The organism is Hymenobacter psychrotolerans DSM 18569, assembly GCF_900142395.1.
In the GTDB taxonomy this organism is placed as follows: domain Bacteria; phylum Bacteroidota; class Bacteroidia; order Cytophagales; family Hymenobacteraceae; genus Hymenobacter; species Hymenobacter psychrotolerans.
The window spans coordinates 364,847-388,346 of record NZ_FRAS01000001.1; the positions used below are offsets into that span (position 1 = coordinate 364,847).

General features: G+C 59.6%; 21 protein-coding genes. 11 read left to right on the plus strand and 10 right to left on the minus strand.

Annotated elements, in window-relative coordinates:
- The first annotated feature begins 130 nt into the window (after nt 1-130).
- The 3 genes from BUE15_RS01495 to BUE15_RS01505 all read left to right on the plus strand — a co-directional run bounded on the left by BUE15_RS01495 (nt 131) and on the right by BUE15_RS01505 (nt 1,828).
- A complete protein-coding gene (locus BUE15_RS01495; RefSeq protein WP_073280915.1) occupies nt 131-706 on the plus strand; it encodes a DUF4142 domain-containing protein in 576 nt (191 codons plus the stop codon).
- Between the two features lie 40 nt (nt 707-746).
- The gene (locus tag BUE15_RS01500; protein WP_073280916.1) at nt 747-983 is read left to right on the plus strand and encodes a hypothetical protein; all 237 of its coding nucleotides are present in this window, start codon (nt 747-749) and stop codon (nt 981-983) included.
- Between the two features lie 203 nt (nt 984-1,186).
- Entirely contained in the window at nt 1,187-1,828 is a 642-nt protein-coding gene (locus tag BUE15_RS01505; protein WP_073280917.1) for a DUF4142 domain-containing protein, read from the plus strand.
- A 104-nt stretch (nt 1,829-1,932) separates the two neighbouring features.
- Here the strand turns inward: BUE15_RS01505 and BUE15_RS01510 are convergent, their stop codons facing one another.
- Nucleotides 1,933-2,355: a hypothetical protein gene (locus BUE15_RS01510; RefSeq protein WP_073280918.1), complete on the minus strand. Its 423-nt coding sequence runs from the start codon at nt 2,353-2,355 to the stop codon at nt 1,933-1,935.
- Between the two features lie 112 nt (nt 2,356-2,467).
- Entirely contained in the window at nt 2,468-5,605 is a 3,138-nt protein-coding gene (gene uvrA, locus BUE15_RS01515) for an excinuclease ABC subunit UvrA (RefSeq protein ID WP_244535849.1), read from the minus strand.
- Between the two features lie 273 nt (nt 5,606-5,878).
- On the opposite strand from uvrA, the gene BUE15_RS01520 reads away from it, so the two are divergent.
- Both BUE15_RS01520 and BUE15_RS01525 read left to right on the plus strand, forming a co-directional pair.
- Nucleotides 5,879-6,571, plus strand: a complete 693-nt coding sequence (locus BUE15_RS01520) for a hypothetical protein (RefSeq protein WP_139252071.1) — start codon at nt 5,879-5,881, stop codon at nt 6,569-6,571.
- A gap of 189 nt (nt 6,572-6,760) precedes the next feature.
- On the plus strand, nt 6,761-7,213 hold the full coding sequence (locus BUE15_RS01525; protein ID WP_073280920.1) for a hypothetical protein: 453 nt from the start codon (nt 6,761-6,763) through the stop codon (nt 7,211-7,213).
- Nucleotides 7,214-7,334: 121 nt separating this feature from the next.
- On the opposite strand, the gene BUE15_RS01530 is transcribed toward BUE15_RS01525, so the two are convergent.
- Nucleotides 7,335-8,261: a T9SS type A sorting domain-containing protein gene (locus BUE15_RS01530; protein WP_073280921.1), complete on the minus strand. Its 927-nt coding sequence runs from the start codon at nt 8,259-8,261 to the stop codon at nt 7,335-7,337.
- A gap of 103 nt (nt 8,262-8,364) precedes the next feature.
- Here BUE15_RS01530 and BUE15_RS01535 point away from each other — a divergent pair, with 103 nt between their 5' ends.
- Nucleotides 8,365-8,613, plus strand: a complete 249-nt coding sequence (locus BUE15_RS01535) for a hypothetical protein (RefSeq protein ID WP_073280922.1) — start codon at nt 8,365-8,367, stop codon at nt 8,611-8,613.
- Here BUE15_RS01535 and BUE15_RS01540 read toward each other — a convergent pair.
- Complete coding sequence (locus BUE15_RS01540; protein WP_084548749.1) at nt 8,610-9,308, minus strand: DUF4145 domain-containing protein; 699 nt, start codon at nt 9,306-9,308, stop codon at nt 8,610-8,612. The two genes, BUE15_RS01535 and BUE15_RS01540, sit on opposite strands and share 4 nt — an antisense overlap.
- A 48-nt stretch (nt 9,309-9,356) precedes the next feature.
- The gene (asnS, locus tag BUE15_RS01545) at nt 9,357-10,760 is read right to left on the minus strand and encodes an asparagine--tRNA ligase (protein WP_073280924.1); all 1,404 of its coding nucleotides are present in this window, start codon (nt 10,758-10,760) and stop codon (nt 9,357-9,359) included.
- 289 nt (nt 10,761-11,049) lie between these two features.
- Between asnS and rpoN the strand changes: the two genes are divergently transcribed.
- Nucleotides 11,050-12,639, plus strand: a complete 1,590-nt coding sequence (rpoN, locus tag BUE15_RS01550) for an RNA polymerase factor sigma-54 (protein ID WP_396276078.1) — start codon at nt 11,050-11,052, stop codon at nt 12,637-12,639.
- A gap of 129 nt (nt 12,640-12,768) precedes the next feature.
- Complete coding sequence (locus tag BUE15_RS01555; RefSeq protein ID WP_073280926.1) at nt 12,769-13,401, plus strand: hypothetical protein; 633 nt, start codon at nt 12,769-12,771, stop codon at nt 13,399-13,401.
- A 15-nt stretch (nt 13,402-13,416) separates the two neighbouring features.
- Here the strand turns inward: BUE15_RS01555 and BUE15_RS01560 are convergent, their stop codons facing one another.
- Nucleotides 13,417-14,802: an FAD-dependent oxidoreductase gene (locus tag BUE15_RS01560; protein ID WP_073280927.1), complete on the minus strand. Its 1,386-nt coding sequence runs from the start codon at nt 14,800-14,802 to the stop codon at nt 13,417-13,419.
- 688 nt (nt 14,803-15,490) lie between these two features.
- Between BUE15_RS01560 and BUE15_RS01565 the strand changes: the two genes are divergently transcribed.
- The 3 genes from BUE15_RS01565 to BUE15_RS01575 all read left to right on the plus strand — a co-directional run bounded on the left by BUE15_RS01565 (nt 15,491) and on the right by BUE15_RS01575 (nt 19,397).
- On the plus strand, nt 15,491-16,987 hold the full coding sequence (locus BUE15_RS01565) for a carboxypeptidase-like regulatory domain-containing protein (RefSeq protein ID WP_073280928.1): 1,497 nt from the start codon (nt 15,491-15,493) through the stop codon (nt 16,985-16,987).
- A 36-nt stretch (nt 16,988-17,023) separates the two neighbouring features.
- Nucleotides 17,024-18,136, plus strand: a complete 1,113-nt coding sequence (locus BUE15_RS01570) for a TonB-dependent receptor (RefSeq protein ID WP_073280929.1) — start codon at nt 17,024-17,026, stop codon at nt 18,134-18,136.
- Nucleotides 18,137-18,260: 124 nt separating this feature from the next.
- Nucleotides 18,261-19,397, plus strand: a complete 1,137-nt coding sequence (locus BUE15_RS01575; RefSeq protein ID WP_073280930.1) for a putative sensor domain DACNV-containing protein — start codon at nt 18,261-18,263, stop codon at nt 19,395-19,397.
- 10 nt (nt 19,398-19,407) lie between these two features.
- Here BUE15_RS01575 and BUE15_RS01580 read toward each other — a convergent pair whose 3' ends face one another.
- The 4 genes from BUE15_RS01580 to BUE15_RS01595 all read right to left on the minus strand — a co-directional run bounded on the left by BUE15_RS01580 (nt 19,408) and on the right by BUE15_RS01595 (nt 23,450).
- Nucleotides 19,408-20,007, minus strand: a complete 600-nt coding sequence (locus BUE15_RS01580) for an alpha-ketoglutarate-dependent dioxygenase AlkB family protein (protein ID WP_073280931.1) — start codon at nt 20,005-20,007, stop codon at nt 19,408-19,410.
- Nucleotides 20,008-20,021: 14 nt separating this feature from the next.
- Nucleotides 20,022-20,660 (minus strand): hypothetical protein, encoded by a 639-nt coding sequence (locus BUE15_RS01585; protein WP_170865164.1) that lies wholly within the window; start codon nt 20,658-20,660, stop codon nt 20,022-20,024.
- A gap of 235 nt (nt 20,661-20,895) precedes the next feature.
- On the minus strand, nt 20,896-22,173 hold the full coding sequence (gene kynU, locus BUE15_RS01590; RefSeq protein ID WP_073280933.1) for a kynureninase: 1,278 nt from the start codon (nt 22,171-22,173) through the stop codon (nt 20,896-20,898).
- Nucleotides 22,174-22,199: 26 nt separating this feature from the next.
- Complete coding sequence (locus tag BUE15_RS01595) at nt 22,200-23,450, minus strand: hypothetical protein (protein ID WP_073280934.1); 1,251 nt, start codon at nt 23,448-23,450, stop codon at nt 22,200-22,202.
- Nucleotides 23,451-23,500 lie beyond the last annotated feature (50 nt).

Consider the following 23,500-nt stretch of genomic DNA (forward strand, 5'->3'; position numbering starts at 1 on the left):
CCTGCCACAAAGGGCCACCCTGGGGAGGGGTGGCTCTTTGCTGTTGAGCTACTTGCGCCCGATTCGGAACCAGCAGCCGGGCCGGCCGTATAGCCTAGCTGTTTCCGTGCCACGCCAAACCTCTGAATGTATGCGCTTTTCTGCCTCATTTGCCCTGCCGCCGCTTTTGGCGCTGCTGGCCGCCTGCGGCTCCGGCACCAACAAAGACCCGGTGGCGGAGGCCCGGTTTCAGAACGAAAAGCGCATCGGCAATGAGGACGTGACGAGCAAGCAGGAGCGCGACGCCGGCTTTCTGGTGAATGCCGCCAGCTACAGCATGCTGGACACGGAAATGAGCCAGATGGCCCTGCGCAAGGCCTCCTCGCCCGATGTGAAATACCTGGCGCAGATGATTATCGGGGAGCATGCGACCATGCAAAAGGCCCTGCAGCAGCTGGCTGGGCAGAAAAGCATTGTGCTGCCAACCGGCCTAGGGGCCGAACAAGCCAAGCACCTCGGGCAACTAGGGGCCCTGACCGGGCCGGCATTTGACCGCAAGTATGCGGAGCTTCTCGAAGACAGCCACACAACCAGTGTCGATGAGTTTGAAGACATGAGCGACGACGCCTACGACGGTGACATCCGGGCGTTTGCGGCTAATTACCTCGCCCCGCTTAAGGCACATCTGGAAGCCGCTGACAACCTCGCCGACAAGCTCCCTAAATAGTAACGTTCCCGCATTTCTTACCACCAAACACCTTTCGTTTATGAAAACGCGCTTTTTCTCTCTTGTAGCCCTGGCAGCTGTACTAACCCTAGGCAGCTGCGGCAACGCCGAACAACGCACCGATGGCACGGCCGGAACCGTGGTTACTGATATAGATTCCGCCGCCGCCGAAGGAGGCGTACAGGCAGATGCCACCGTTATCGACAACGATGCGGGCCCTACCGTCACGGCCGATGCCAACGCCGCCACCACCGACTCGGTGACGACACAACCGTAGCCCTGCAGCTTGGCCTGATGCAACGCCCGGTTTCGGTTCTATGCCGGGGCCGGGCGTTGCGCTTAGCGGCCATCCGCCTAGCTGAACACTAGCAACCTTCTGTCAGCCAACTCGTTCAATCTGGCAACGCCGCCTCTCTTAGTAGCCGGAGCTTTGCTTTGGCCGGGCGGCGCTGGTATTGTTCCACTCCCACAACCTCTCACATGAAACGCATTTTTTTAAGCCTTGCTGCCGCCACCCTGCTCCTCACTACTGCCTGCTCTAATGAGCGCAAGGCCGATGAAATGGTAAATGGCGAGTCGGTGGCAGGTGCCGATACGATGGGCGTTGCCTCAGAGCCTTCGATGAACGGCGACACTGCAATGAACGCCGCCGGTGGCGCCGCCATGGCTGACCCCAACGGCCCGACTGCTCCGCACAAAGACGACCCCGAGTTTATGAAATCGGCCGCCCATAGCGACCAGAACGAAATCCAGCTCAGCAAGCTGGCTCTCGACAAGGGCGTGACGGGCATGGCTAAAGAGCACGCCAACCAGATGATTACCGACCACACCAAGTCGACGGCGGAGCTCAAGCCCATTGCTCAGAAGAAGAACGTAACGCTGCCCACCGACATGGACGCCGAGCACAAAGCCATTGCGGCCGAGATGCAGAAGCTGTCGGGCGCGGACCTGGAGAAGCGCTACATGGAGCAGATGACGCTGGACCACCAGAAAACGGCTAACACCATGGCCGCTCATAAGGCAATGACTCAGGATGCCGACCTGCAGGGCTTCATCTCGAAAACCCTGCCCGTGGTTGAAAGCCACCTGAGCATGTTCAAGCAACACTCCGGCTCGATGTAATTTTCAGCCAGGCCCTATTCCGGCAAGCCCGTTCCGCACCGCGGAGCGGGCTTGTTTTGGTTTGACTGAGCATGCTAACGACCATGTAGGTTCCTGCTGTATTCCTACTTGGCCGGCGCTGCAGTCCACTCCAGCTTATACGTGTCGCAGCTTAGCGCATTGATGTTCATGCGGAACGTGCCCTTCGCCGACTTCTCTCCCACCAGTCCGTCCAGTTCGAAGCGCCACGCCGTAGCACCGCCACCCGGCGGGTCCAGTACCACGCCACTCACCTTTCCGGCCGTAATGGGGAAGCTGTGCGTAGGTCCGGCCGTGGTGAGCTCCAGCTTGCCGGCGCAGCGCCAGTAGCCCTTAAACGTCAACTCGGAAAGCTTTTTGCCATCCGCCGACACGTCGAAGCTAATCGTGGCTCCTTTCATCCCGTTGCTGAACGTGCCGGTCCAGTGCGTGGGTTTCGGCGGGGCGGCCTTGGGTGGCGCGGTGGCAATGGCTGCTGCCAGGAGCAGAGGGAATAGCAGTAGTTTCATGCGGAAAGAGTGAAGGGAAAGCCGCAAAATAGAAAAGCTTCCTTTCGAAGCCAACCCGTAGTAGGGCTGGCTCCGAAAGGAAGCTCTTAGCTATCCGGAAAACGGTACTTAGCTAGGCCGCGTCTGACCTGGCAGGCTTCTCTTCCGCGTACTTGCTGACCTTCAACTCCTCGGCCAGGAAACGGCTGGTGTGGCCTTTCCCCGACTTGGCTACCTGCTCCGGCATGCCCTGCGCTACTATGGTACCACCGCCTGCGCCGCCTTCCGGCCCGATATCAATCAGATGGTCGGCTACTTTGATGAGGTCCAGGTTGTGCTCGATGATAAGGACGGTATTGCCCTTGTCGGCGAGCTTGTGCAGCACCACGGCCAGGTGGTTGATGTCCTCGAAATGCAGGCCGGTGGTGGGCTCGTCTAGAATATAGAACGTTTTGCCGGTGTCCTTTTTGCTGAGCTCGGTGGCCAGCTTCACGCGCTGGGCTTCGCCGCCCGAAAGCGTGGTGGCCTGCTGGCCCAGGGTGAGGTAGCCCAGGCCTACTTCGTTCAGGGTCTGAATCTTGCGCAGGATGCGGGGCTGGAACTCGAAGAACTCCACGGCCTTTTCCACGGTCATGTCGAGCACGTCGGTGATGGACTTGCCTTTGAAGCGCACTTCCAGCGTTTCGCGGTTGTAGCGGCGGCCTTTGCAGGTTTCGCAGGGCACGTGCACGTCGGGCAGGAAGTTCATTTCGATGGTGCGCATGCCGGCGCCCTCGCAGGTTTCGCAGCGCCCGCCTTTCACGTTGAACGAGAAGCGGCCCGGCCCGTAGCCCCGGATTTTGGCTTCCGGCAACGACGAAAACAGCTGCCGGATTTCGGTGAACACGCCCGTATAGGTGGCCGGGTTGGAGCGCGGCGTGCGTCCAATCGGCGACTGGTCTACCTCAATCACCTTGTCGATGAACTCCAGCCCTTCAATCTTGTCGTAGGCCAGCGGCTCGCGCTTGGCGTTGAAGAAGTGTTGATTCAGAATCGGGTAGAGCGTGTCGTGAATGAGCGAGGACTTGCCCGAACCCGACACGCCCGTAACGGCAATGAGCTTGCCCAGCGGGAATTTGGCCGTGACGTTCTTCAGGTTGTGGCCTTTCGCGCCTTTCAGTATCAGGTCGTTGCCTTCGCCGGCGCGCTTTTTCTTGCGCAGCTCAATGTGCTTCTGCCCGCTCAGGTACTGCGAGGTCAGGGAGCCCGACGAGAATATTTCGGTCGGGGTGCCTTCCGCTACAATCTGGCCGCCGTGGATGCCGGCACCGGGGCCAATGTCCAGCACGTGGTCGGCGTGCATGATCATGTCCTTGTCGTGCTCCACCACAATCACCGAGTTGCCCAGGTCGCGCAGGTGCTGCAACGCCTTAATCAGCCGCTCGTTGTCGCGCTGGTGCAGCCCGATGCTGGGCTCGTCCATGATGTAGAGCACACCTACCAGCTGCGTACCAATCTGGGTGGCCAGGCGGATGCGCTGGCTTTCGCCGCCCGAAAGCGTCCGGACGGAGCGGTGCAGGTTCAGGTAGTCGAGGCCCACTTCCAGCAAAAAGCCGATGCGCTTGCGGATTTCCTTGAGCAGCTCGCGCGCAATCAGGTTCTGGCGCTCGGAGAGCCGGTCTTCCAGCCCTTCAAACCAATCGGCCAGGTCGTTCAAATCCATCACCGACAGCTCCCCGATGTGCCGGTCGGCGAGCTTGAAGTGCAACGACTCCTTTTTGAGCCGGTAGCCCTGGCATTCGGGGCACTCCTTGGCCTGCGTATACTGCTGAATCCACTCCCGAATGTTGTCGGACTCGGACTCCATCTGACGGCGCAAAAACGGAATGATGCCCTCGAACGGCTCCGCGTAGCTGGCCTTTTTAGAGTCAGTGTCCTCGTCTTCGGGCACGCCAAACAGCAGGCGCTCGATCAGCTCGGCGGGCAGCTTTTCCAGCGGCGTGCTCAGGCTGGCCTTGTTTTTCTTGACGATGAGGCTGAGCTGCTGGAAAATCCAGATGTCGCGGTACTCGCCCAGCGGCGCGATACCGCCCCGGCTGATGCTCAGCTTCTTATCGGGCATCACCGTTTCCTCGGTTATTTCCTGCACCTCGCCCAGGCCATTGCAGGTGGGGCAGGCACCGTAAGGCGAGTTGAAGCTGAACGTGTTCGGGGCCGGGTCGTCGTAGGCAATGCCCGTCACGGGGTCCATGAGGAAGCGCGAGAAGAACTGCGTGTTGTCGGTCTTCTTGTCGGGGTCGAGCACGAGCATGGTGCCTTTGCCCTGCGTGAGGGCATTCTGCACCGAGCCCGAGAGGCGGAACCGGTCCTCCTCCTTCACCACGAGCCGGTCGATGACAATTTCGATGTCGTGGATTTTGTAGCGGTCCACCTGCATCTTGGGCGTGATGTCGAGCAGCTCGCCATCTACGCGCACCTTGGTGAAGCCCAGCTTGGCAATCTGCTGGAAAAGCTCCCGGTAGTGCCCTTTGCGGCCTTTCACGACCGGGGCCAGCACCACCAGCTTTTTGGCGTCGTACTGCTTGAGAATGTAGTTGATAATCTGGTCGTCGGACTGCCGGATCATCTTTTTGCCGGTGGCGTAGCTGAAGGCCTCGGCGGTGCGGGCATAGAGCAGGCGCAGGAAGTCGTATATCTCGGTGATGGTGCCGACCGTGGAGCGGGGGTTGCGCGAGGTGGTTTTCTGCTCGATGCTGATAACCGGCGACAGGCCCTCAATCTTGTCCACGTCGGGCCGCTCCAGCCCGCCCATAAAGCTGCGGGCATAGGCCGAAAACGTTTCCATGTAGCGGCGCTGGCCCTCGGCATAAATTGTGTCGAATGCCAACGACGACTTGCCCGAGCCCGAAATACCGGTGAACACCACCAGCCGCCCGCGCGGAATCTGCACCGATACGTTCTTCAGGTTGTGCTCCCGGGCCCCGTACACCTCAATGTAGGGTGCCTCCAGATCAGCCGGGCCCAGCAGCTGCCCGCTGATGCGCGCCTGGCTTTCCAGCACAGCCTCGCTTATCTCACCGGCCCGCGGCACTGCCTGCACAGCGGCGGTGCTGTGGTGAGTAGGGCCATCGGCTACGGCAGCCGCCGTCGGCTGGGCGGGCTTAGAGGCTTTGGCCGCCGGAGCCTCGGCGGATTTTGGCTTTCTGGGCGAACGAGCCTTCGCAGGTGCTGCCTCGGCTTTGGGGGCAGTAGAAGAAGCGGTAACAGGAGCAGCAGTTGATTTTTTGGCCATGCAGCAGCGAAGCGAATAAGTCTGCAAAAGTACGCAAAACGCGCCCGGACAGCTACCCCCAATAGTTTATTTGCCAGCAGGGTTAGCCCGCCTGGCCTGGGAGTGCCACCCGGCCGCAGCGAGGCAGGTGGTCTGTAACACCGCCTTGGCCCGATTTGTCCCGCCGGAAGCGAAAGTTCTTTCTGGCCATAGGCACGTGGCTTTACTGCTCACTCGATTTGTGGTGCAGGTTTTGCAATGGTGCTGCCGGATTTCTTTATCTGCTTTACTTCCATGAAAACTTTGCTCAAATCGGGGGTGGCGCTGGCGTTGGGCCTGATGCTATATGGCAGCCGCGCGCAGGCCCAGGCGCAGGTCTGGGTGAATGCTCCGTACTGGGGGCCGGTCGTGTCCCCACAGGTGCAGTACTACTACATTCCGGAAATTGACGGCTACTACGACCTGTATGCGCAGTCGTATCTGTTTTATGATCCGGGCTTTGGTGCCTGGGTTAGTTCGCCGGTGCTCCCGCGGGCGTATGCCGGCTACGACCCGCGCTTCTTCCATCCCGTGGTTATTGAGTACGTGGGCCGCCAGCCCTGGGGCTACCTGCGCGACCACCAAGCCTATTGTGGGCGCTGGGGTGTGTTGCCGGGCCGCTACTATGGCGCCAACTGGCCCGGCCGGGGCTACAGCGCCGCTCCTTACGGCAGCTATGGTCCGGCTTATTACGGCAACCGGCCCCACAACCAAGGCGGCTACGTGCGCAACGACTACCACGACACCCGCAGCACTCCGAACTATGGTGGCCGCAACGACTACCGCAACAACCAGAATAGCTACGGCAATGGCCCGGGTACGCGCAGCAACGGCCGCAATGAGCAGAACCTGCTTAATACTCCACGAGGGCAGCAAAGCCCAGGCAACTCGTCAAATCAGAGTGGGCAGCCGGCCCCCAACAACCGGGGCCGAGGCCGGGTGATGTAGGCTATAGATACACAAAAGGGCTTTCCACGCCTTGCGGAAAGCCCTTCTTCTTGCCCGCCGGGCAGCAACTAACATAACAGGCACAACCCACGTTAAGGACGGCATTCCGGCCACGCCGGACTCCCTAGCATCTGGCGTTGTTCTTGCCCTGCTGCTCATGTTGCTACCCGTTCACCTCATTTCTTCGTCATGCAACTTCTGCCCAAACTTACCCTCTCAGGCCTGCTGGCTCTTTCGCTCACCGCGCTGACGCAGTCGGCGCAGGCCCAGGTCAACATCAATATCACGCCGCCCAGTTGGGGCCCGGCCGTGCCAGCCGGCACCCAATACTACTACGTGCCCGAGTATGGCGGCTACTACGACCTGCGCGACCAGCGCTACATTGTGGAGCGCAACGGCAAGTGGCAGCGGCTAAGCTCCATCAGCGGCTACACGCCATCCTCTTTCCATCCGGTGGCTATCGACTACAAAGGCAATCAGCCTTGGACACTAGTGGGCCGCCACCGAACCATGTACCCGGCCAGCCTGCCGCCCGGCCAGGTTAAGCGTCTGGAAAACGGCAAAGGTCTGCCACCCGGCCAAGCCAAGAAGGTATATGGCGGCCCGGGAAATGGCAAAGGCTATGGCAAAGGCAAACACTAAGTGTTGTACTTCTGTGTACTTCTTTTCAAGTAAAAACGCCGGCTCATATGAGCCGGCGTTTTTACTTGAAAAATCAGCTAAGCTGTTTGTAAGACATTCTTGTCTGGCTTATTCCGCACCACTACTCGCGCACCACCCGCAGGGTTTTCTGCCACTTGTCGTTGCGGACGGTGAGGAAATAGACGCCCGCCGCCAGACTGGCCGGCAGCTGCAAGGCACGCTCTGCGCCGGGAGTAGTCTGTTGCTGGTAATGCGTGCGGCCCAGCACGTCGGTCAGCGCCACATCCAGGCGCTGATTCTGGCTGCCGGCCCCTACCAGCAGCTTCAGGTTGGCTGCGAAAGGATTAGGTGCCACCTGCACCCAGTCGGCGGGGGCCTGGGCTAAGGTAGAATTCACGATGGCCACCTGAAACTGCACGTTTGGCCGGTTCGCGGCCCACCGCACGGTCGGAATCAGGGCATTGTTCACTTGCGTAGCGTGGGTGCCGCCGGTAGCCGAAACCGCCGTATAGCGCCAGGTAATATCGGCAGAGGGAGTGCCGTTGCGGAACCAGTCCACCATCACCTCAATATTGTCGGTGCCATTCCAGGCGAAGGGCGCTGTAAAGGTGAAATCTTTCCAGCCGGTGCCGGTAGGCAGGCTCAGCGCAGTATTGCTGTAGACCTGCGTGGCACCTACCACTTCCGTGTCCCACACTACCGGGTTGGCGGAGAGGGCCGCGGCGGTGATGCGCCTGAGGTAGATGCGCAGCTGCGCATCGTTGGAAGTATACTCGCCGGCCCCGTCTTTATACCAGGCCAGCTTGGTGATAGAGCCGGCCCGGGCCCCCGCCGCCTGTAGCTCGGCAGCAGAGTAGATGGTCACGGTACGCGAGTATTTGTTGCTGGTGGTGCTGGTGCTCAACAGCGCGTTGTTAGAGCCGGCAGTTGTGCCGGTACCAATGGTGGCGGTTACCGGAGTCTGAGCCTGCGCAAAGCCGGTGGCCAGCGCTAACGCCGCCAAGCCAAGCACAGTCCGGGAAAACAGGGAGGGTAGCAGTTTCTGCATACAACAGAGGATAAAGGTGATGGGTGAAGGGAAAGCAGAATATAATCACTTTCTGATGTAAGCGTTGTTATTACGACCTACCCCTCACTAATTCCTCTGTCTTATGGCTACTGCCTACAAACCCATCAGCTGCAGCTTCTACGACGAACTGGAAGCCCGCGCCACCACCGGCCAGCCCTGCACCCTCACCTACTGCACCGAGCCCGACACGCCCCCCAGCACCTACCACGGCATCATCCAGGACCTCTACATTCATGACAAAGTAGAATACCTGCGCCTACAGGATGGCTTCGAGCTGCGCTTGGATAACCTGCTGGCCGTGGACGATAAGGAGCTGCGGAATTATTGCTAGCCGTTATCTGTATTCAACGATTGAATCTTTGACTCTAAGCTTTTTATCTTTTCAGGAAGCACATAGATATATTCTATCATAGAATCTAATAGATCGAACATCAGCGTTGCAATTTCTTTATTAGCTTCTTTCTCCAAATCAAAGTGAGCCCCTAAGTTTCCTCCTGATCTAAGTGAGTGGGCTAACTCTTGTATCGGTTTAGCAAAATCTCTATGGTTAGACAACTCTTCTATTTGCTTAAATAGATTTTTATCTCTCTTATCGTGAGGAAGCAAATCTTTAGTAATCCCTTCTAAAGCTCTACGACATGCAACTACTGCTCCATTCCACTCTCCTAAATTGTAAATATTGATAGCAGCAGTGTATGCACGTTCCAATCTTTCAGTAAGTGCCCCTGCTATTTCGTCTAACGGCTCTCTCCTATGCGATGCTGGATATATAAATAGTTCTCCTCCTTCATAATAGACATCATTAAGATTCATATTAACAAGTATAAAAGTCACCATTTCGTGACAAGCTGGGCAAGTAGAGCTTGCATGCATTAACTCAGGCAATAATTTCCTCTCTTGTTTCCATGCACATGTAAGTGTTACTTTTCTATTACAATGTGGACAGTTAGCATCTACCGCTTTAGGCAATATAAAAGCACCTATAGTAGCTGTACTTGCAATGAATTCAGACGATATTTTATACATGATGAGAAAAAGTAAAAAGGCTAAGTTCAACACTTAGCCTTTCAGTTTTTAAAACTCCGCCGACTTAGGGAAGCGGGGGAAGGGGATGACGTCGCGGATATTGGCCATGCCGGTGATGAACAGGATGAGGCGCTCGAAGCCCAGGCCGAAGCCGGCGTGCGGGGCGCTGCCGTAGCGGCGCGTATCGAGGTACCACCACAGGTCTTCTTCGGGCACGTGCATTTCCTGCATGCGCTGCGTGAGCTTCTGCATACTATCCTCGCGTGCGGAGCCGCCGATAATTTCGCCAATGCCGGGGAACAGTACGTCCATGGCCTGCACGGTGCGGCCGTCCTCGTCCAGCTTCATGTAGAACGCCTTGATATCCTTGGGGTAGTTGGTCAGGATAACGGGCTTCCTGAAGTGTTTTTCCACCAGGTACCGCTCGTGCTCCGACTGCAGATCGGTGCCCCAGTCCACAGGAAACTCGAACTTCTGCTTCGCCGATTTCAGGATTTCCACGGCCTCGGTATAGGTGAGGCGCTTGAACTCGTTGTCGACCACAAACTGCAGGCGGCTGAGCAGTTCTTTGTCGTACTGGTCGTTGAGGAATTGCAGGTCGTCGGGGCAGTGCTCCAGGGCGTAGCGCACGAGGCTGCGGAGGAAATCCTCGGCCAGGTCCATGTTGTCCTGCAGGTCGTGGAAGGCCACTTCCGGCTCAATCATCCAGAACTCGGCCAGGTGGCGGGCCGTGTTGGAGTTTTCGGCCCGGAACGTGGGGCCGAACGTGTAGACCTTGCCCAGCGCCATAGCGGCCACCTCGCCTTCGAGCTGCCCCGAAACGGTGAGGTTGGTAGCTTTGCCGAAGAAGTCGGCGGTATAGTCTACCTCACCAGCCTCACTCAGCGGCGGCTTGGTGTCGGAAAGCGTGGTAACGCGGAACATCTGGCCGGCCCCCTCGGCGTCGGAGCCGGTGATGATGGGCGTGTGGATGTAGAAGTAGCCGTGGTCGTTGAAGTACTTGTGGATGGCAAACGACATGGCGTGCCGGATGCGCAGCACCGCACCGAACGTGTTGGTGCGGGGGCGCAGGTGGGCTATTTCGCGCAGAAACTCCAGCGAGTGGCCTTTCTTCTGCAACGGATACGTGGTCGGGTCGGCGGAGCCGTACACCGTAATTTCCTCAGCCTGAATCTCTACCGACTGGCCTTTGCCCTGCGAGGCCACCAGCCTGCCGCGTACGGCAATAGCGGCACCGTTCTCCACGCCATCCGCCTTCAGCTGTTCCTCCGGAAACTGCTCGGCGTTGGCCACTACCTGAATAGAATTGAAGCCGGAGCCGTCATTCACGGCAATAAACTGCACGTATTTGTTGCCGCGGCGGGTGCGTACCCAGCCTTTTACCAGCACTTCGCGGTCCAGGTCGGTGCTGCGGAGCAGCTCCTGCACGCTGGTTTTTCGGAGGTCGGACATCAGGATTTCAGTTCTCAGGGTTTGAAATAGATAAGACGGCAAAGGTAGAAGATTTGGCAGCGCGAATTCCTCTTTTTGTCGGGCCGAATACCCGAATAACCTGCTTCTGCCAGACCCAGCCCCGGTAGTAGCTGCCCTGCCGCCGCCAGCCACGTGGCTCCGCGCCGGATTGCGGCCGCGGCCACGAGCCCGCCGGGCCAACATTTTCCCCCTAACCCAAGTACAGAAAGGCATATATTTGGCTACCACACCCCGTTTTCACCTAGGCGGGGCGTACGCGTTTTAGAGTATGCAACGACTGGACATGAAACAGCTTCTCTCGCAGAAGCTGTCACCCCAACAGATACAATTCATTAAGCTACTGCAAATCCCGACCGTGGAGCTCGAAGCCCGCATCAAGGAGGAGCTGGAGGCTAATCCGGCGTTGGAGGAAGGCGACGACGCGGACGACGACTTCGAGGACCAGGACCGCGACGACGATGCCGGCGACGACACCGACGATTTTGACGACCCTGATGCGGAGTTTGACAACCCCGACAACACGCTGGACGAGGACTTTGACGACAGCCGCAGCGAAGAGCAGCCCGAAATAGAGCTGCCGCTGAAAGACGAGCCAACCGAACAGAAAGAGTCGGAAAGTGCCGACGACCTGGACCTGAGCGACTACCTCAACGACGACGAAATAGCGGGCTACAAAATGCAGGGCGACGGCCCCGGCGAGGACGAAGACGACCGGGAAATGCCTCTGGCCGATACCGGCGGCTCGCTCATAGACAACCTGCTCGACCAGCTGGGCTTCGCCGACCTGGATGAGAAGCAGGAAGCCATTGGCCGCCAGCTCATCGGCTCCATTGATGGCGACGGCTACATCCGGCGCGACCTGTCGGCTATTGCCAACGACATGGCGTTTGCCCAGAACATTGAGGCTTCGGTGGCGGAAGTGGAGGCGGTGCTGCACGTGGTGCAAAGCTTCGACCCGGCCGGTATAGCTGCCCGCGACCTGCAGGAATGCCTGCTGCTGCAGCTGGAGCGCCGCCCCCAGGATGAGGTGACCGAGCACGCCGAGCGGATTCTCAATGAAACCTTCGACGAGTTTACCAAGAAGCACTACCCCCGCATTCAGCAACGGCTGGACCTGGAAGACGACGAGCTGAAGGACGCCATTGCCCTGATTCTGAAGCTCAACCCCAAGCCCGGTGGTACGGGCCCGGTGGGCATGGGCAAGGTGCAGTACATCATCCCCGACTTTATCCTGACCAACGACAACGGCATTCTGAACCTCACGCTCAACTCGCGCAACGCGCCGGACTTGCGCGTGTCGCCGGCCTACACGGATATGTTCCGGGCTTATGACAAGGGCGCCAAGAAGGACAAGAAGCTCAAGGAAGCTGTGACCTTCGTGAAGCAGAAGCTGGACTCGGCCAAATGGTTCATAGACGCCATCCGGCAGCGCCAGAACACGCTGCTGCGCACCATGGACTCCATCGTGCGCTACCAGCGCGAGTTTTTCCTGGATGGCGACGAAAGCAAGCTGCGCCCCATGATTCTCAAGGACATAGCCACCGAAATCGGCATGGACATCAGCACCGTGAGCCGGGTGGCCAACTCGAAATCGGTGCAGACGGAGTTCGGAATCTACCCGCTCAAGTACTTCTTCTCCGAAGGCATAGCCACCGACTCGGGCGAGGACGCCAGCAGCCGCGAAGTGAAGCATATTCTGAAGGAAATCATTGAGGGCGAGAAGAAAGACCGGCCGCTCAGCGACGACAAGCTGGAAAAAATGCTGAATGCCCGCGGCTATAACATTGCCCGCCGCACGGTGGCCAAGTACCGCGAACAGCTTAATATTCCGGTGGCGCGGCTGCGCAAGGAGCTATAGCCTGCTGCAGACATTGAACGTCGGGCCGGCCGGAAGTTGTTGCTTCCGGCCGGCCCGCTGCTTTGGTAGCGGGCCGGCACTTTGGTAGCTTTGGCTACTGCTGCTCCCCTACTGCTACCTATTGCGTTCTTGAACCGCCTGCTCGCCACCATTTTATCGTCGGTGTGCCACCCGCTGCTTGTACCTGGCTACCTGTTTTATGTGGTCTGCTACCAGCTGCCCGGTGTGGTGCTGCGCCCTGCCCTGCCCGACCGGTGGCTGGTGCTGGGCGTCGTGCTGCTGTTCACGTTTGTGTTGCCTTCGCTGGGCACGGCGCTGCTGCTGTGGGGCGGCTACGTGAGCAGCCTGGAATTGCGGGAACGGCGGCAACGCCCCCTGCCTCTGCTGCTGGCCGTCATTGGGTTCGGCACGGCTACTCTGCTGATGGGACGCTACCCGCAGGCGTTTGACATGCTGCTGGTGCAGATGATGGCCGGCATGACCCTGGCCGTACTGCTCACGCTCCTGATTTCGCTGCGCTGGAAAATATCGGCGCACGGCGTGGGCATGGGCGGCGCGGTGGGGCTGCTGGGGCTGCTGTTTCTGGGTGCCGAGGCAGGCAGCCCCATCATCTGGTGGCTGACGGGCAGCATTGTGCTGGCCGGCGCCGTGATGAGTGCCCGGCTGGCTCTGAACGCGCACACACCGGAGCAGGTGTGGGCCGGCTTCGGGCTGGGTGCCAGTCTGGTACTGGGGTTTGGGGTGGGGCTGGCGCTGAGTTGAGTCAGCAGGCTTGGCTTATTCTGCTGTCCGGCTCATTTCTTGGTGCACCAACTCCTGCACTTCGGGCTTATCGAAGTCGGCTTCGGCCTCAATATGCTTCATCAGCTTGCGCATGATGCGCTCCTGCCGCTGCCCATTGGCCAGCGCCTCGGCGTAGGGCGTATCGGGCGAGAACGTAACCTGGGAATAGAGCGGCAGCCACTGGTCGGGATACTGCGCCGATATTTTGCTTTCGATTTTCTTCTGCAGCAAAAAGCGTGGGTCGGCTACCCGGTCGCGCATCTCCTCGAAGTTATAGATGGCCAGGTCGGCCATGGCGTCGGCGTTGGGCTTGCGCTGCCGCTGAAATTCCTGAAAAATGGTGTGCCAGTCGTTGCCATGCTGGTCCATGAGCTGGCTGAGCACGGTGCAGTCCTCGAAGCCGGCATTCATGCCCTGCCCATAGAACGGTACAATGGCGTGTGAGGCGTCGCCGAGCAGCAGCACGTCATCGTCAAACGCCCACGGAAAGCAGCGCACCGTCACGAGCGAGCCGGTGGGATTCTGGAAGAAGTCTTCGGTAAGCTCCGGCATTAGTGGCGCGGCATCGGGAAACACTTCCGCGAAGAATGCCTCCACCTGCGCCGGGGTTTGCAGCTCCGCAAAGGAGTGCTTGCCTTCGTAGGGGAAGAACAGGGTGCAGGTGAACGAGCCGTCGAGGTTGGGCAGCGCAATCATCATGTACTGGCCGCGGGGCCAGATGTGCAGCGCATTTTTCTCCAGCTGCCACGTACCGTCGGCGGCGGGCGCGATGTTCAGCTCTTTGTAGCCATAGTCCAGGTAGCTCTGCGAGTAGTTGTAGCGGTCCGTCTTCTGCATGGCTGTGCGCACCGCCGAAAACGCGCCGTCCGTCCCGAACAGCCGCTGAAATGGCCGCACCTGCTCCTGGCCGGTGGCCGCGTCGCGCAGGTGCAGCTCGCGCTCCTTCAGGCCCACGTGCAGGCACTGCTGGTTGAAGTGCACCGTTACGCCCGGCTCCGCTTCGGCCAGCTCCAGCAAGGTGCGGTTCAGCCCGCCCCGCGACACCGAGTAGATAGCCTGATTGTCCTGCCCGTACGGCTGAAACGTGAGCTGGCCCTTCGCGTCGTGCATCACGCGCCGATACATGGGAATAGCTACCCGCCGGATTTCGTCGCCGATGCCCACGCCCTCCAGCGCCCGCCAGCCCCGGTCCGACAGCGCCAGATTGATGGAACGGCCTTCCACGGGCCCGGCCAGCCGCGGGTCGGGGCGGCGCTCAAACACGTCTACGGTATAGCCGCGGCGGGCCATATACAGGGCCAGCAGTGAGCCAACCAGGCCGGCACCCATCAGCGTGAACGACTCGGAACCGGGCTGGGAAGAGGAAGAAGTAGAGAACATAGACAGTGGGTGAGGGCAGCGAATCTACTACGTTCGGGGCGGATTTGTTTGAGCAGCCAGCCAACTACGCGCCCGTTGCGCCGGCCCAAGGGCTCCTTCCGAACCGACAGATGCTACGTTCTGTACTCAGCGGCTCCTGATACGGCCGCTGATGTACGAGCCCTCGCGTCATGTTGGCCGCTTATGGCTTCACTACCGGCCGGCCCCTGCGCCGCCATCAGCAGGCTTCTATCCCGCTACCACAACCCAGCACGCACAAAAGCCCCCAGAAACAGTCCTGCATACCTGCCTGATGAGTGCTGCTTACTTGTCCGTTATGCACTTAATCCGGATGGTTGACTTATTCTTCTATTCTTCAGCTTACAACTGTTTTTTTCATGCCGCTTTTAGCCGCAATCAGAATGCGGGTTGGTTGCGCAAAATGGGCCATTTGCTCATCGGCATATCTCTCCGGCTATATTTAATCTAATTTTAATATAGTCACTCTTGTAAGAATAATCTTCTGTCTTCCAAAAGATTGGAAATATTTTTTGTTATGCATGACTACCATATTTTTGCAGGATTACGCTTTCTGTACTTCTATTCCTCCCTTCTTTTTTGCCTGCTTTCAATGAGAAAACAGTACCATTTCATTCTTCTTTTACTTCTTCTGTTTAGCGTGGCGCCGGCCTGAGCACAGGAGGCCGTTATGGTCAGTGGCGTTGTGCAGACCGAGGCCGGTGAGCCGCTGCCGGGAGCCACAGTTTTCATCAAGGGCACCTTCATCGGCAACAGCACCGACCGGGAAGGCAAATTCCAGCTGCGGGCCGACTTTTCGGCACCGCCGGTTGTACTGTCGGTGTCCTTTGTGGGCTACGAGACGCGCGAAGTATCACTGGCCCAGCCCGACAATGCCGTGCAGGTGACACTAAAGCTCAACTCTACCCTTACGAGCGAAGTAATTGCCTCGGCCTCGCGGGTACAGGAGGGCATTCTGCAGGCCCCTGTGACGGTGGAAAAGCTCAACACGCAGCAGGTGGAGCGGATTCCGACGGCCGACCTGCAGGTGGGCCTCAACCACTATAAAGGCATCGACGTGAATAGCAGCAGCCTGCTGATGAACTCGTTGAGCACGCGCGGCTTCAACTCGGCCAAGTCGGAGCGCCTGATTCAGCTGACCGACTACTTCGATACTCAGTCGCCGAGCCTGAACGTGAATGCGGGCAACCTGACGGGTTTGCCCGAGCTGGACGTGGAAAGCACCGAAATCATTCACGGGCCAGCTTCGGCGCTGTACGGCGCCAATGCGTTCAACGGCGTGCTGCTGCTCAACTCCAAAGACCCCTTCGTGACGGAAGGCCTGAGCGTGCGGCTGCGCGGCGGGCAGCGCAGCCTTTTGGATGGGCAGTTCCGCTACGCCAAGAAGCTGGGCGAGAAGTTTGCCTTCAAGGTTGTGGGCTTCTACCTGACGGCCGACGACTGGCTGGCCGACAACTACAGCGCCAGCAGCACACTTATCGAAGCCCGCAACAACCCCGAAGGCTCGGCCCTGGGCTACGACGCCGTGAACCGCTACGGCGACGTAGGCGGCTACACCTTCACGAACGACCCGGCCTCGCCGGCCTACGCCACTACGCCCGCCGCGCTGCGGGGCAAAACGGTATTCATGCCGGGCTTCACGGAGAAGGAATTGGTAGCCGACGCCTACAAAGCCCGCTCCCTGAAGATTCACCCGTCGCTGTCGTACCTGCTGACCAGCAGCGTAAAGATGACGGTGGGCTTCAACTACAACCGCGGTACCTCCAGCTACCAGAGCAGCAGCCGCTACCGGTTCAAGGAGTTCGGCACCAACCAGCTGCACGGCGAAATCAAGGGTAACCGCTGGTTTCTGCGGGGCCAGTCGCTGCAGGATTTCGGGGGCCAGTCGTATGATTTGGGCTTTCTGGGCTCGTTCATCCAGACTTCTTCGACCAACAACGCCAGCCGCCCCAGCGAAACTTACGCCAGCCGCTTCTACGAAACGTACCTGACCAAATTCCAGGCTACCGGCTCGCTGGAGCAGGCGCAGGCCGCTGCCGCGGCCACGCAGCTGCAACCCTCCGACCCGCGCTTCCAGGAGCTGCGCACGCGCATCATCAACGATGCAACGCCCGGCACCGGCGCCCGCCTCAACCCCAGCTCGCTGCTGAACGAAGGCAACGCCTAATACAACCTGCCGCTGGCCAAAGGTACCGACCTGATTGTGGGCGGCGCCTACCGCAAGTTCCGCCTCGGCTCCAACGGCAACCTCTACGCCGACGACAATGCGCGCATTCAGAACCACGAACTGGGCAGCTACGCGCAGCTCACGCAGAAGCTGCTTAATGAGCGCCTGAAACTGGCCGTTGCCGGCCGCGTCGATGCGCTCAAGAACTTTGAGGCAGCTTTTTCGCCCCGCGCTTCGGCCCTATACTCGGCCGGCGAAAACAAGCAGCACAACTTCCGCGCCTCCTACGGCCGCGCCTTCCGCTCGCCCACGCAGCTCGACCAGTACATCCGGCTGGATGTGCGCCAGGTGTTGCTGCTCGGCAACGTAGACAATGGTTTTCAGGGCTATAACATCGGGGCCGGTACGCGTGCGGTTCTCACGGCCGCACAAAGCAACCCCGCCGTGCTGACGCCCTACGAGTACAGCGCTGCCGCCCTGAAGCTGGAGCGCCTGAGCACCTACGAAGTTGGCTATAAAGGCACGCTGAGCGAGAAGCTGGCTATTGACGCCAACTACTACCAGAGCTACTACAATGACTTCATCGGGGCTCAGCGCTTCATCGGCAACCGCGACGGCAGCCGGCCTACGCTGGCCCAGCTGGCTACTGAGTCGGGCAAGGCTCAACCCTTCCAGGATGCTACCTCTTCTACCCGCATTCTGCAGGTCTGGACCAATGCCCGCCAGGAAGTGCGCACCTACGGCGCAGCGCTGGGCCTGAGCTACAGCGTGGTGCGCCCGCTCACGCTCACGGCCAACTACTCGCTGAACGTGCTGGACAAGAGCAACCTACCTGAGGGCTTCCAGACCTTCTTCAACACGCCCAAGCACAAGTACAACGTAGGTGCCAATGGCGTGGCCTTCAACCACCTGAGCTATGCCGTGAACTACCGCTGGGCCCAGGGCCACCTCTACGAGCTACCCTTCGCGGTGGGCGAGCTGCAGGACTACAGCTCCGTGGATGCCTACGTTGGCTATGCTATTCCGAAGCTGTACACGACCGTGCAGGCCGGCGGCTCCAACCTCCTTGATGCCACCAACACCCAGGTGTACGGCGGCCCGAACATTGGCCGATTGGTATTCGTGGGCCTGCTGTTCGATATCAAGTAGACCACAAGCCGGGGCTTTCGGGCGCCAGAAACATTCCCTGCAAATGGCCGGTTTCCTCGCGGAAGCCGGCCATTTGTGTGTCCCGGCCAACGTGTAATTTGCGGAGCCCACCAGCCGCCTGCCTATGCTTTCCGAACCTACGTATCTGGCAGCCCGCATGGTGGCGCCCATCATCGAAGCGCACTTTGCCCAGCACCGGGCGCGGGCCAGCCAGCACGATATTCCGCACTTGGCTCCGCCACCGGAAGGGCCGCTGGTGGAAGCTATTATTGATGTGGCGTTCTGGGCCAGTCTACGGCGCGAAGAAGGCCGGCCGCCCCGCATTTCGCTGGCGCTGCTCCAACCTGACCATACGGCCCGGCCCCTGCTGTTCGGGCACCGGCGCCTGACTCCTCAGAACCTGATCAAGCTGGCGCCGGCCGTGGAGCAGCCCGGTACGCATTTGGGCGTGTGGCATGATGCTGAGGGCCTTTATGTGTGGGGCGCGGCCACCAGTGTGCCGCCGCTTTGCTTTGTGCTGGAAGTGGTGGAGCCCGGCCTGCTGGTAGCCAAGCACCGCCGGGCCGATGGCTTCGGCAAATTCATCAACGTGGCTATTTTGCGCGGCGACCAGATTCAGGTGGTAGAGGAAGAAAGTGCCGGTGTTGCCGACCACCCTGCACTGCGGGAGTCGCTGCCCGGCTTCACGCTGCCCACCGGCGACTCTTCCGACAATGTGCTGGTGGAGCTGGCCGGCGCCATGCGGAGCCACGGCCGCGGTGGTCTGGTGCTGGTTGTTCCGCCCGGCTCCGAGCGGTGGCGCGCTTCCATCGTGCAACCGATGAACTACCCGGTACTGCCGCCCTACACCACTATTGCGGAGCTTCTGAGCCAGAAGGAGCGCAGCAAAAACAGCCTGGAGTGGCAGGAAGCCCTGCTGCGGGCCATTGATATTGTGGGCGGCTTCACGGCCGTAGACGGGGCCACCATCATCACCGGGCACTACCACCTGCTGGCATTCGGGGCGAAGGTGATGCGGGCCGCCACCAGCGTACCGGTAGAGAAAATGGTGGTAACGGCACCTGTGGTAGGAGGCGAAGCGCTGGAAATACATCCGGGCCAGAACGGAGGCACCCGCCACCTGGCCGCCGCCCAATTCGTGCACGACCAGCGCGACTCGCTGGCGCTGGTAGCCTCGCAGGACGGGTATTTCACGGTATTCACCTGGTCGGAGCAGCGGCAGATGGTGCATGCCCACCGCATCGATGTGCTGCTGCTGTAGCCCAGCGGAGCTACCGGGGCAGCACAGCCCGAAAAGTCAGGTTGAGGCGCGGGCCAACGGGACGGGCCGTTTTGGGCACGGCATGTAGCCAGTGCTGCTGCGTGGCACCGCGCATCACGAGCAGGCTGCCCGATGCCAGATCCAGCGCAACCGGGGCGTGCGGCGTACGCTGCGGGTCGCGGGGCTTCAGCCGAAAGCGGCGCGTTTCGCCGAGGCTGACGGAAGCAATAACCGGCGCCGGCCCCAGTTCCGGCTCGTCGTCGGCGTGCCAGCCCATGCTATCCTGCCCGGCGCGGTACAGATTGAGCAGCACGCTGTTAAACTGGGTAGCAGTAGCGGCTTCCACCTGCTTACGCAGCTCCAGCAATGCCGGGGTCCAGGGCTGGGGCGCCAGCGCCAGGCCTGAATACTGATAATGAGCCGTAGCGTCGCCGTGCCAGGCCGTGAGGCGCGGCTGCAGCACCTCTTTCCCAAAGAGCCGGATGGGTTCCTGCCGCCACGCAATGGTGCGCGTCAATTCGATGAGCAGCGCGTCGGCGGTATCAGGCGGCAGGAAATGAGGGTCCAGCAGCACCTCGGCATCGGGCAGGGCAAGCGGCAGCAGCGGCACAGGCTACGCAGAAGCTACTGCTTCATCATTTGCTCCATCTGCATCTGCACCTCCTTCGGCTGCTGCTTGATGATGTAGGGCATAGCCTTCTGCAGGCCCCAGACCACCAGAAAGCAGATGACGATGGGCGGTATCAGGCTGCGGCTGCGGTAGGTAGTGGTGCGCACATAGCGGGGCCAGAACCACAGCAGATACGCCAGCACGGCCGGCACATTGAACAGCACAATGGCCACGTACGGGTTCAGCCCCTGCAGCATGGCCCAGGCCAGCACATTGGACACCACCAGCATGTACACGATGATGAACAGCACCAGTCCCAGCAACGCCCGCTTGCGCCCGAGCCGGAACAGGTTCATGCCCAGCAGTACGCCCCCACCAATCATCATCGACATGGGCAGCATCGAAAACAGCACAATCGTGCCGGGCGAGTAAAGGGCCGGGCCTTCTGCAACTGCCGGCTCAGCAGGGTTCTGCTCGGCGGCGGCCTGCACCTTTTCCCGCTCCCGCAGCAACTGCTGCTGCCGTTGCTGCTCCACTATCGGTAGCAGCTCCGCCCGCAGGGCTGCAGCGTCGGGCAGGGACTCACCACGTCGCTCCAGCTCGTCGAGAGCTGCCAGAACAGCTTCTTCCTGGTATTCAGCGCGGTTGCGCACATACAGAAGAAGCTCAGGCAATTTTTTGCGGCTCATTTTCTCCGCGTACTCTTCAGGCATGGCTCTGGGGTCAAAAGGAAACCACCGAAGTTCGGTAGGTAAAACGTAAAACAGCGCATCGGAGGAAATGATGCCCGAAATATTGCACGAAAGAGTAACTGAGTAGCGGAGTAACTGAGTAGGTTGGGGAGATGAGAGGCAAGTAGCAGCTTTACTCAGTTACTCCGCTACTCAGTTACTTTCTCCACTGGGCCAGGGCCGCGCCTACCCGCTGCACATCCCCGAAGGAGTTGTAGAGCGGCACCGGAGCCAGCCGGATAACGTTGGGCTCGCGCCAGTCGGCAATGATGCCGTTGGAAGCCAGGAAATCGAACAGCTCCCGCCCCTGCTGGTGCACGAGCAAAGAAAGCTGACAGCCGCGAGTCGCGGGGTCCGGCGGCGTAATGATTTCCAGCTGACTGGCGGGCAGATTCAGGTTGTGAATCAGAAACTCCAGGTAGGTAGTCAGCTGCTCACTCTTGCGGCGCAACACGGCCATGCCGCCGGCTTCTTCCACCAGCGCCAGCGCCGCCCGGTGAATGGCCATCGGAAAAATCTGGGCGTTGGAAAGCTGCCAGCCGGCGGCTCCCTGCATTGGCCGGAAGCCCTTTTTCATCTGAAACCGGTCGGACGGGTCGTGGCCCCACCAGCCGGCCAGGCGCGGCAGGTCGGGCCGGTTAGCGAACCGCTCGTGCACGTAGACGCCGCTCGTGCCGCCGGGGCCGGAGTTGAGGTACTTATAGGTGCACCAGCAGGCAAAATCCACGTCCCAGTCGTGCAGGTGCATTTCCAGGTTGCCGGCCGCGTGCGCCAAATCGAAGCCCACGATGGCACCCACGGCGTGGCCGGCCCGCGTAATGGCCGCCATATCGAAGGCTTGCCCGGTGTAGTAGTTCACGCCGCCCAGAATGATGGTGGCCAGCGAATCGCCCAGCTCCCGAATCTTGGCCTCAATATCCTCAGTGCGCAACGTATGCTCGCCGGGGCGCGGCACCAGCTCCACAATGGCCGCCTCGGGCGTGTAGCCGTGCAGCTTCACCTGGCTTTCCAGCGCGTACTGGTCTGAGGGAAACGCGCCGCCTTCCATCAACACCTTATAGCGGGTGGCGGTGGGGCGGTAGAACGAAATCAGCAGCAGGTGCAGGTTGGTGGTCAGGTTGTTCATCACCACCACTTCCACCGGCTTGGCGCCTACCAGCCGGGCGCTGGCATCGGTCAGGGTTTCGTGGTAGTGCATCCAGGGCGAGGTGCCGTGAAAGTGTCCTTCCACGCCCAGCCGCTCCCAGTCGGCAAACTCCTGCTCCACGGCCGCGCGGGCCGTCTTGGGCATCAGGCCCAGCGAGTTGCCACACAAATACACGCTTTCCTGCCCATCGGGGCCGGGCGGAATGTGAAAGCGGGAGCGGAAGTCGCGCAGCGTATCCTGCGCATCAAGTTGGGCGGCGAAAGCGGGGGTGGGCTGGAAGGAAGTCATCGGGGCAAAGATGCGGTATAGCTAGCTTAACCAAGCCAGACCATTCCAAGAAACAGGTTTAGCAAAAAGAGCTGATATACAACGTTGGATATATACAAAGCCGCTTGAACTTCACGATTGTAACGCCAGTTCTTGGATGCTGCGAGCACATGGGCTATCAAGTAAATTACCCACACGAATAGTAGCCAACTGGCTTGTAATGGCACAAACCCAGGAAATTTTGTGGGCCAGCCGAACCAGACGGCTACTGCCAATACTAAGCCGGACATCAGGGCTGCACTTTTCCATCTAGTGGTTTTCGGCAACTCCCACCAGAGAGAGAGCTGCGCCAGTAATGCTCCCCAGAAAGGCGTGGCCAATACGTAACGGCTGCTACCGACTGTATTACCGGCTTGATAAAACAGAATAAAACAGATGGCCGCCAGTACATAGCCCATTGAGAATGTGAGTGCTCTGGAAGGAGCAACCGGAGCAGGCCCCTGCCGGAACCAATTCCATATCCAACGAATTCCTAACCCCAGGCATGCTAAGGCTGCTACTAATCCCGCCAGCAGGGCAATAGCATCAAGCCAGACCATAATCAGCCCAGAGGAACTGGACATTTGTGGATACAACTGCCAGTCTATTTTATGCCCCCATTGCTCGTGAGCGGCAAAAAAAATCAGAGGGTCGCCAGTGGCTTGGTAATGCAGGAACATAACGATGCCCAACGCGGCAGCAATGGTCAGCAGACCAGTACCAAGACGCAATGCCAACAGAGGCAGTAGAGCCCGGGACGTGCAAGCCAGCGACTCGGCCAAAATGAATGCCGGTAAAAATAGGGTAGCTGCTGAGCGCGACAGGCAGCAACCCAGCAGCCCAAGCAGGGTAAGGCCCAGCTTCTGACGATGCAGACCACATAACAGTACTGCACCAAACAGGAAGAACAGCGCTTCGGCGTATGGTACAAGGCAGATAAAAACAGAAGGCACCGACAGCAGTACCAGAATCTGGCCTTTGCGCAGCGCAAAAGTTCGCCCCAGCAAAGCCGCCCCAAGCAGAAGCAAACCGAAGTTAACGATACTGATGCCTAGTCCCTCAACACCTAGCAGGCGCCATAAATAGGGAAACAACGGAAAGAAGGGCACATTGCTCTGCCCATCAGGAACATACACATAGCCATTCGTACGAATAGATTCAAACCACCCTGCGTCCCACCTGATGATAGTATCGGGAGCGGGAGCATAATCGAGTATTCCCAGAGTGTAGAGCACGGAGTACACGATGACCAGGAACACAGCGTGCCCACTTAGCAGTAGTGCCAATTGCCGCCACGTCAGTGGGGTAT

Coding starts and splice junctions, on each gene's coding strand:
- rpoN (WP_396276078.1), top strand. CDS start 11,050: ATGCAACGACTGGACATGAAACAGCTTCTCTCGCAGAAGCTGTCACCC.
- BUE15_RS01525 (WP_073280920.1), top strand. CDS start 6,761: ATGCAACTTCTGCCCAAACTTACCCTCTCAGGCCTGCTGGCTCTTTCG.
- BUE15_RS01530 (WP_073280921.1), bottom strand. CDS start 8,261: ATGCAGAAACTGCTACCCTCCCTGTTTTCCCGGACTGTGCTTGGCTTG.
- kynU (WP_073280933.1), bottom strand. CDS start 22,173: ATGACTTCCTTCCAGCCCACCCCCGCTTTCGCCGCCCAACTTGATGCG.
- BUE15_RS01565 (WP_073280928.1), top strand. CDS start 15,491: ATGGTCAGTGGCGTTGTGCAGACCGAGGCCGGTGAGCCGCTGCCGGGA.
- BUE15_RS01505 (WP_073280917.1), top strand. CDS start 1,187: ATGAAACGCATTTTTTTAAGCCTTGCTGCCGCCACCCTGCTCCTCACT.
- BUE15_RS01575 (WP_073280930.1), top strand. CDS start 18,261: ATGCTTTCCGAACCTACGTATCTGGCAGCCCGCATGGTGGCGCCCATC.
- BUE15_RS01540 (WP_084548749.1), bottom strand. CDS start 9,308: ATGTATAAAATATCGTCTGAATTCATTGCAAGTACAGCTACTATAGGT.
- BUE15_RS01560 (WP_073280927.1), bottom strand. CDS start 14,802: ATGTTCTCTACTTCTTCCTCTTCCCAGCCCGGTTCCGAGTCGTTCACG.
- asnS (WP_073280924.1), bottom strand. CDS start 10,760: ATGTCCGACCTCCGAAAAACCAGCGTGCAGGAGCTGCTCCGCAGCACC.
- uvrA (WP_244535849.1), bottom strand. CDS start 5,605: ATGGCCAAAAAATCAACTGCTGCTCCTGTTACCGCTTCTTCTACTGCC.
- BUE15_RS01500 (WP_073280916.1), top strand. CDS start 747: ATGAAAACGCGCTTTTTCTCTCTTGTAGCCCTGGCAGCTGTACTAACC.
- BUE15_RS01495 (WP_073280915.1), top strand. CDS start 131: ATGCGCTTTTCTGCCTCATTTGCCCTGCCGCCGCTTTTGGCGCTGCTG.
- BUE15_RS01510 (WP_073280918.1), bottom strand. CDS start 2,355: ATGAAACTACTGCTATTCCCTCTGCTCCTGGCAGCAGCCATTGCCACC.
- BUE15_RS01535 (WP_073280922.1), top strand. CDS start 8,365: ATGGCTACTGCCTACAAACCCATCAGCTGCAGCTTCTACGACGAACTG.
- BUE15_RS01520 (WP_139252071.1), top strand. CDS start 5,879: ATGAAAACTTTGCTCAAATCGGGGGTGGCGCTGGCGTTGGGCCTGATG.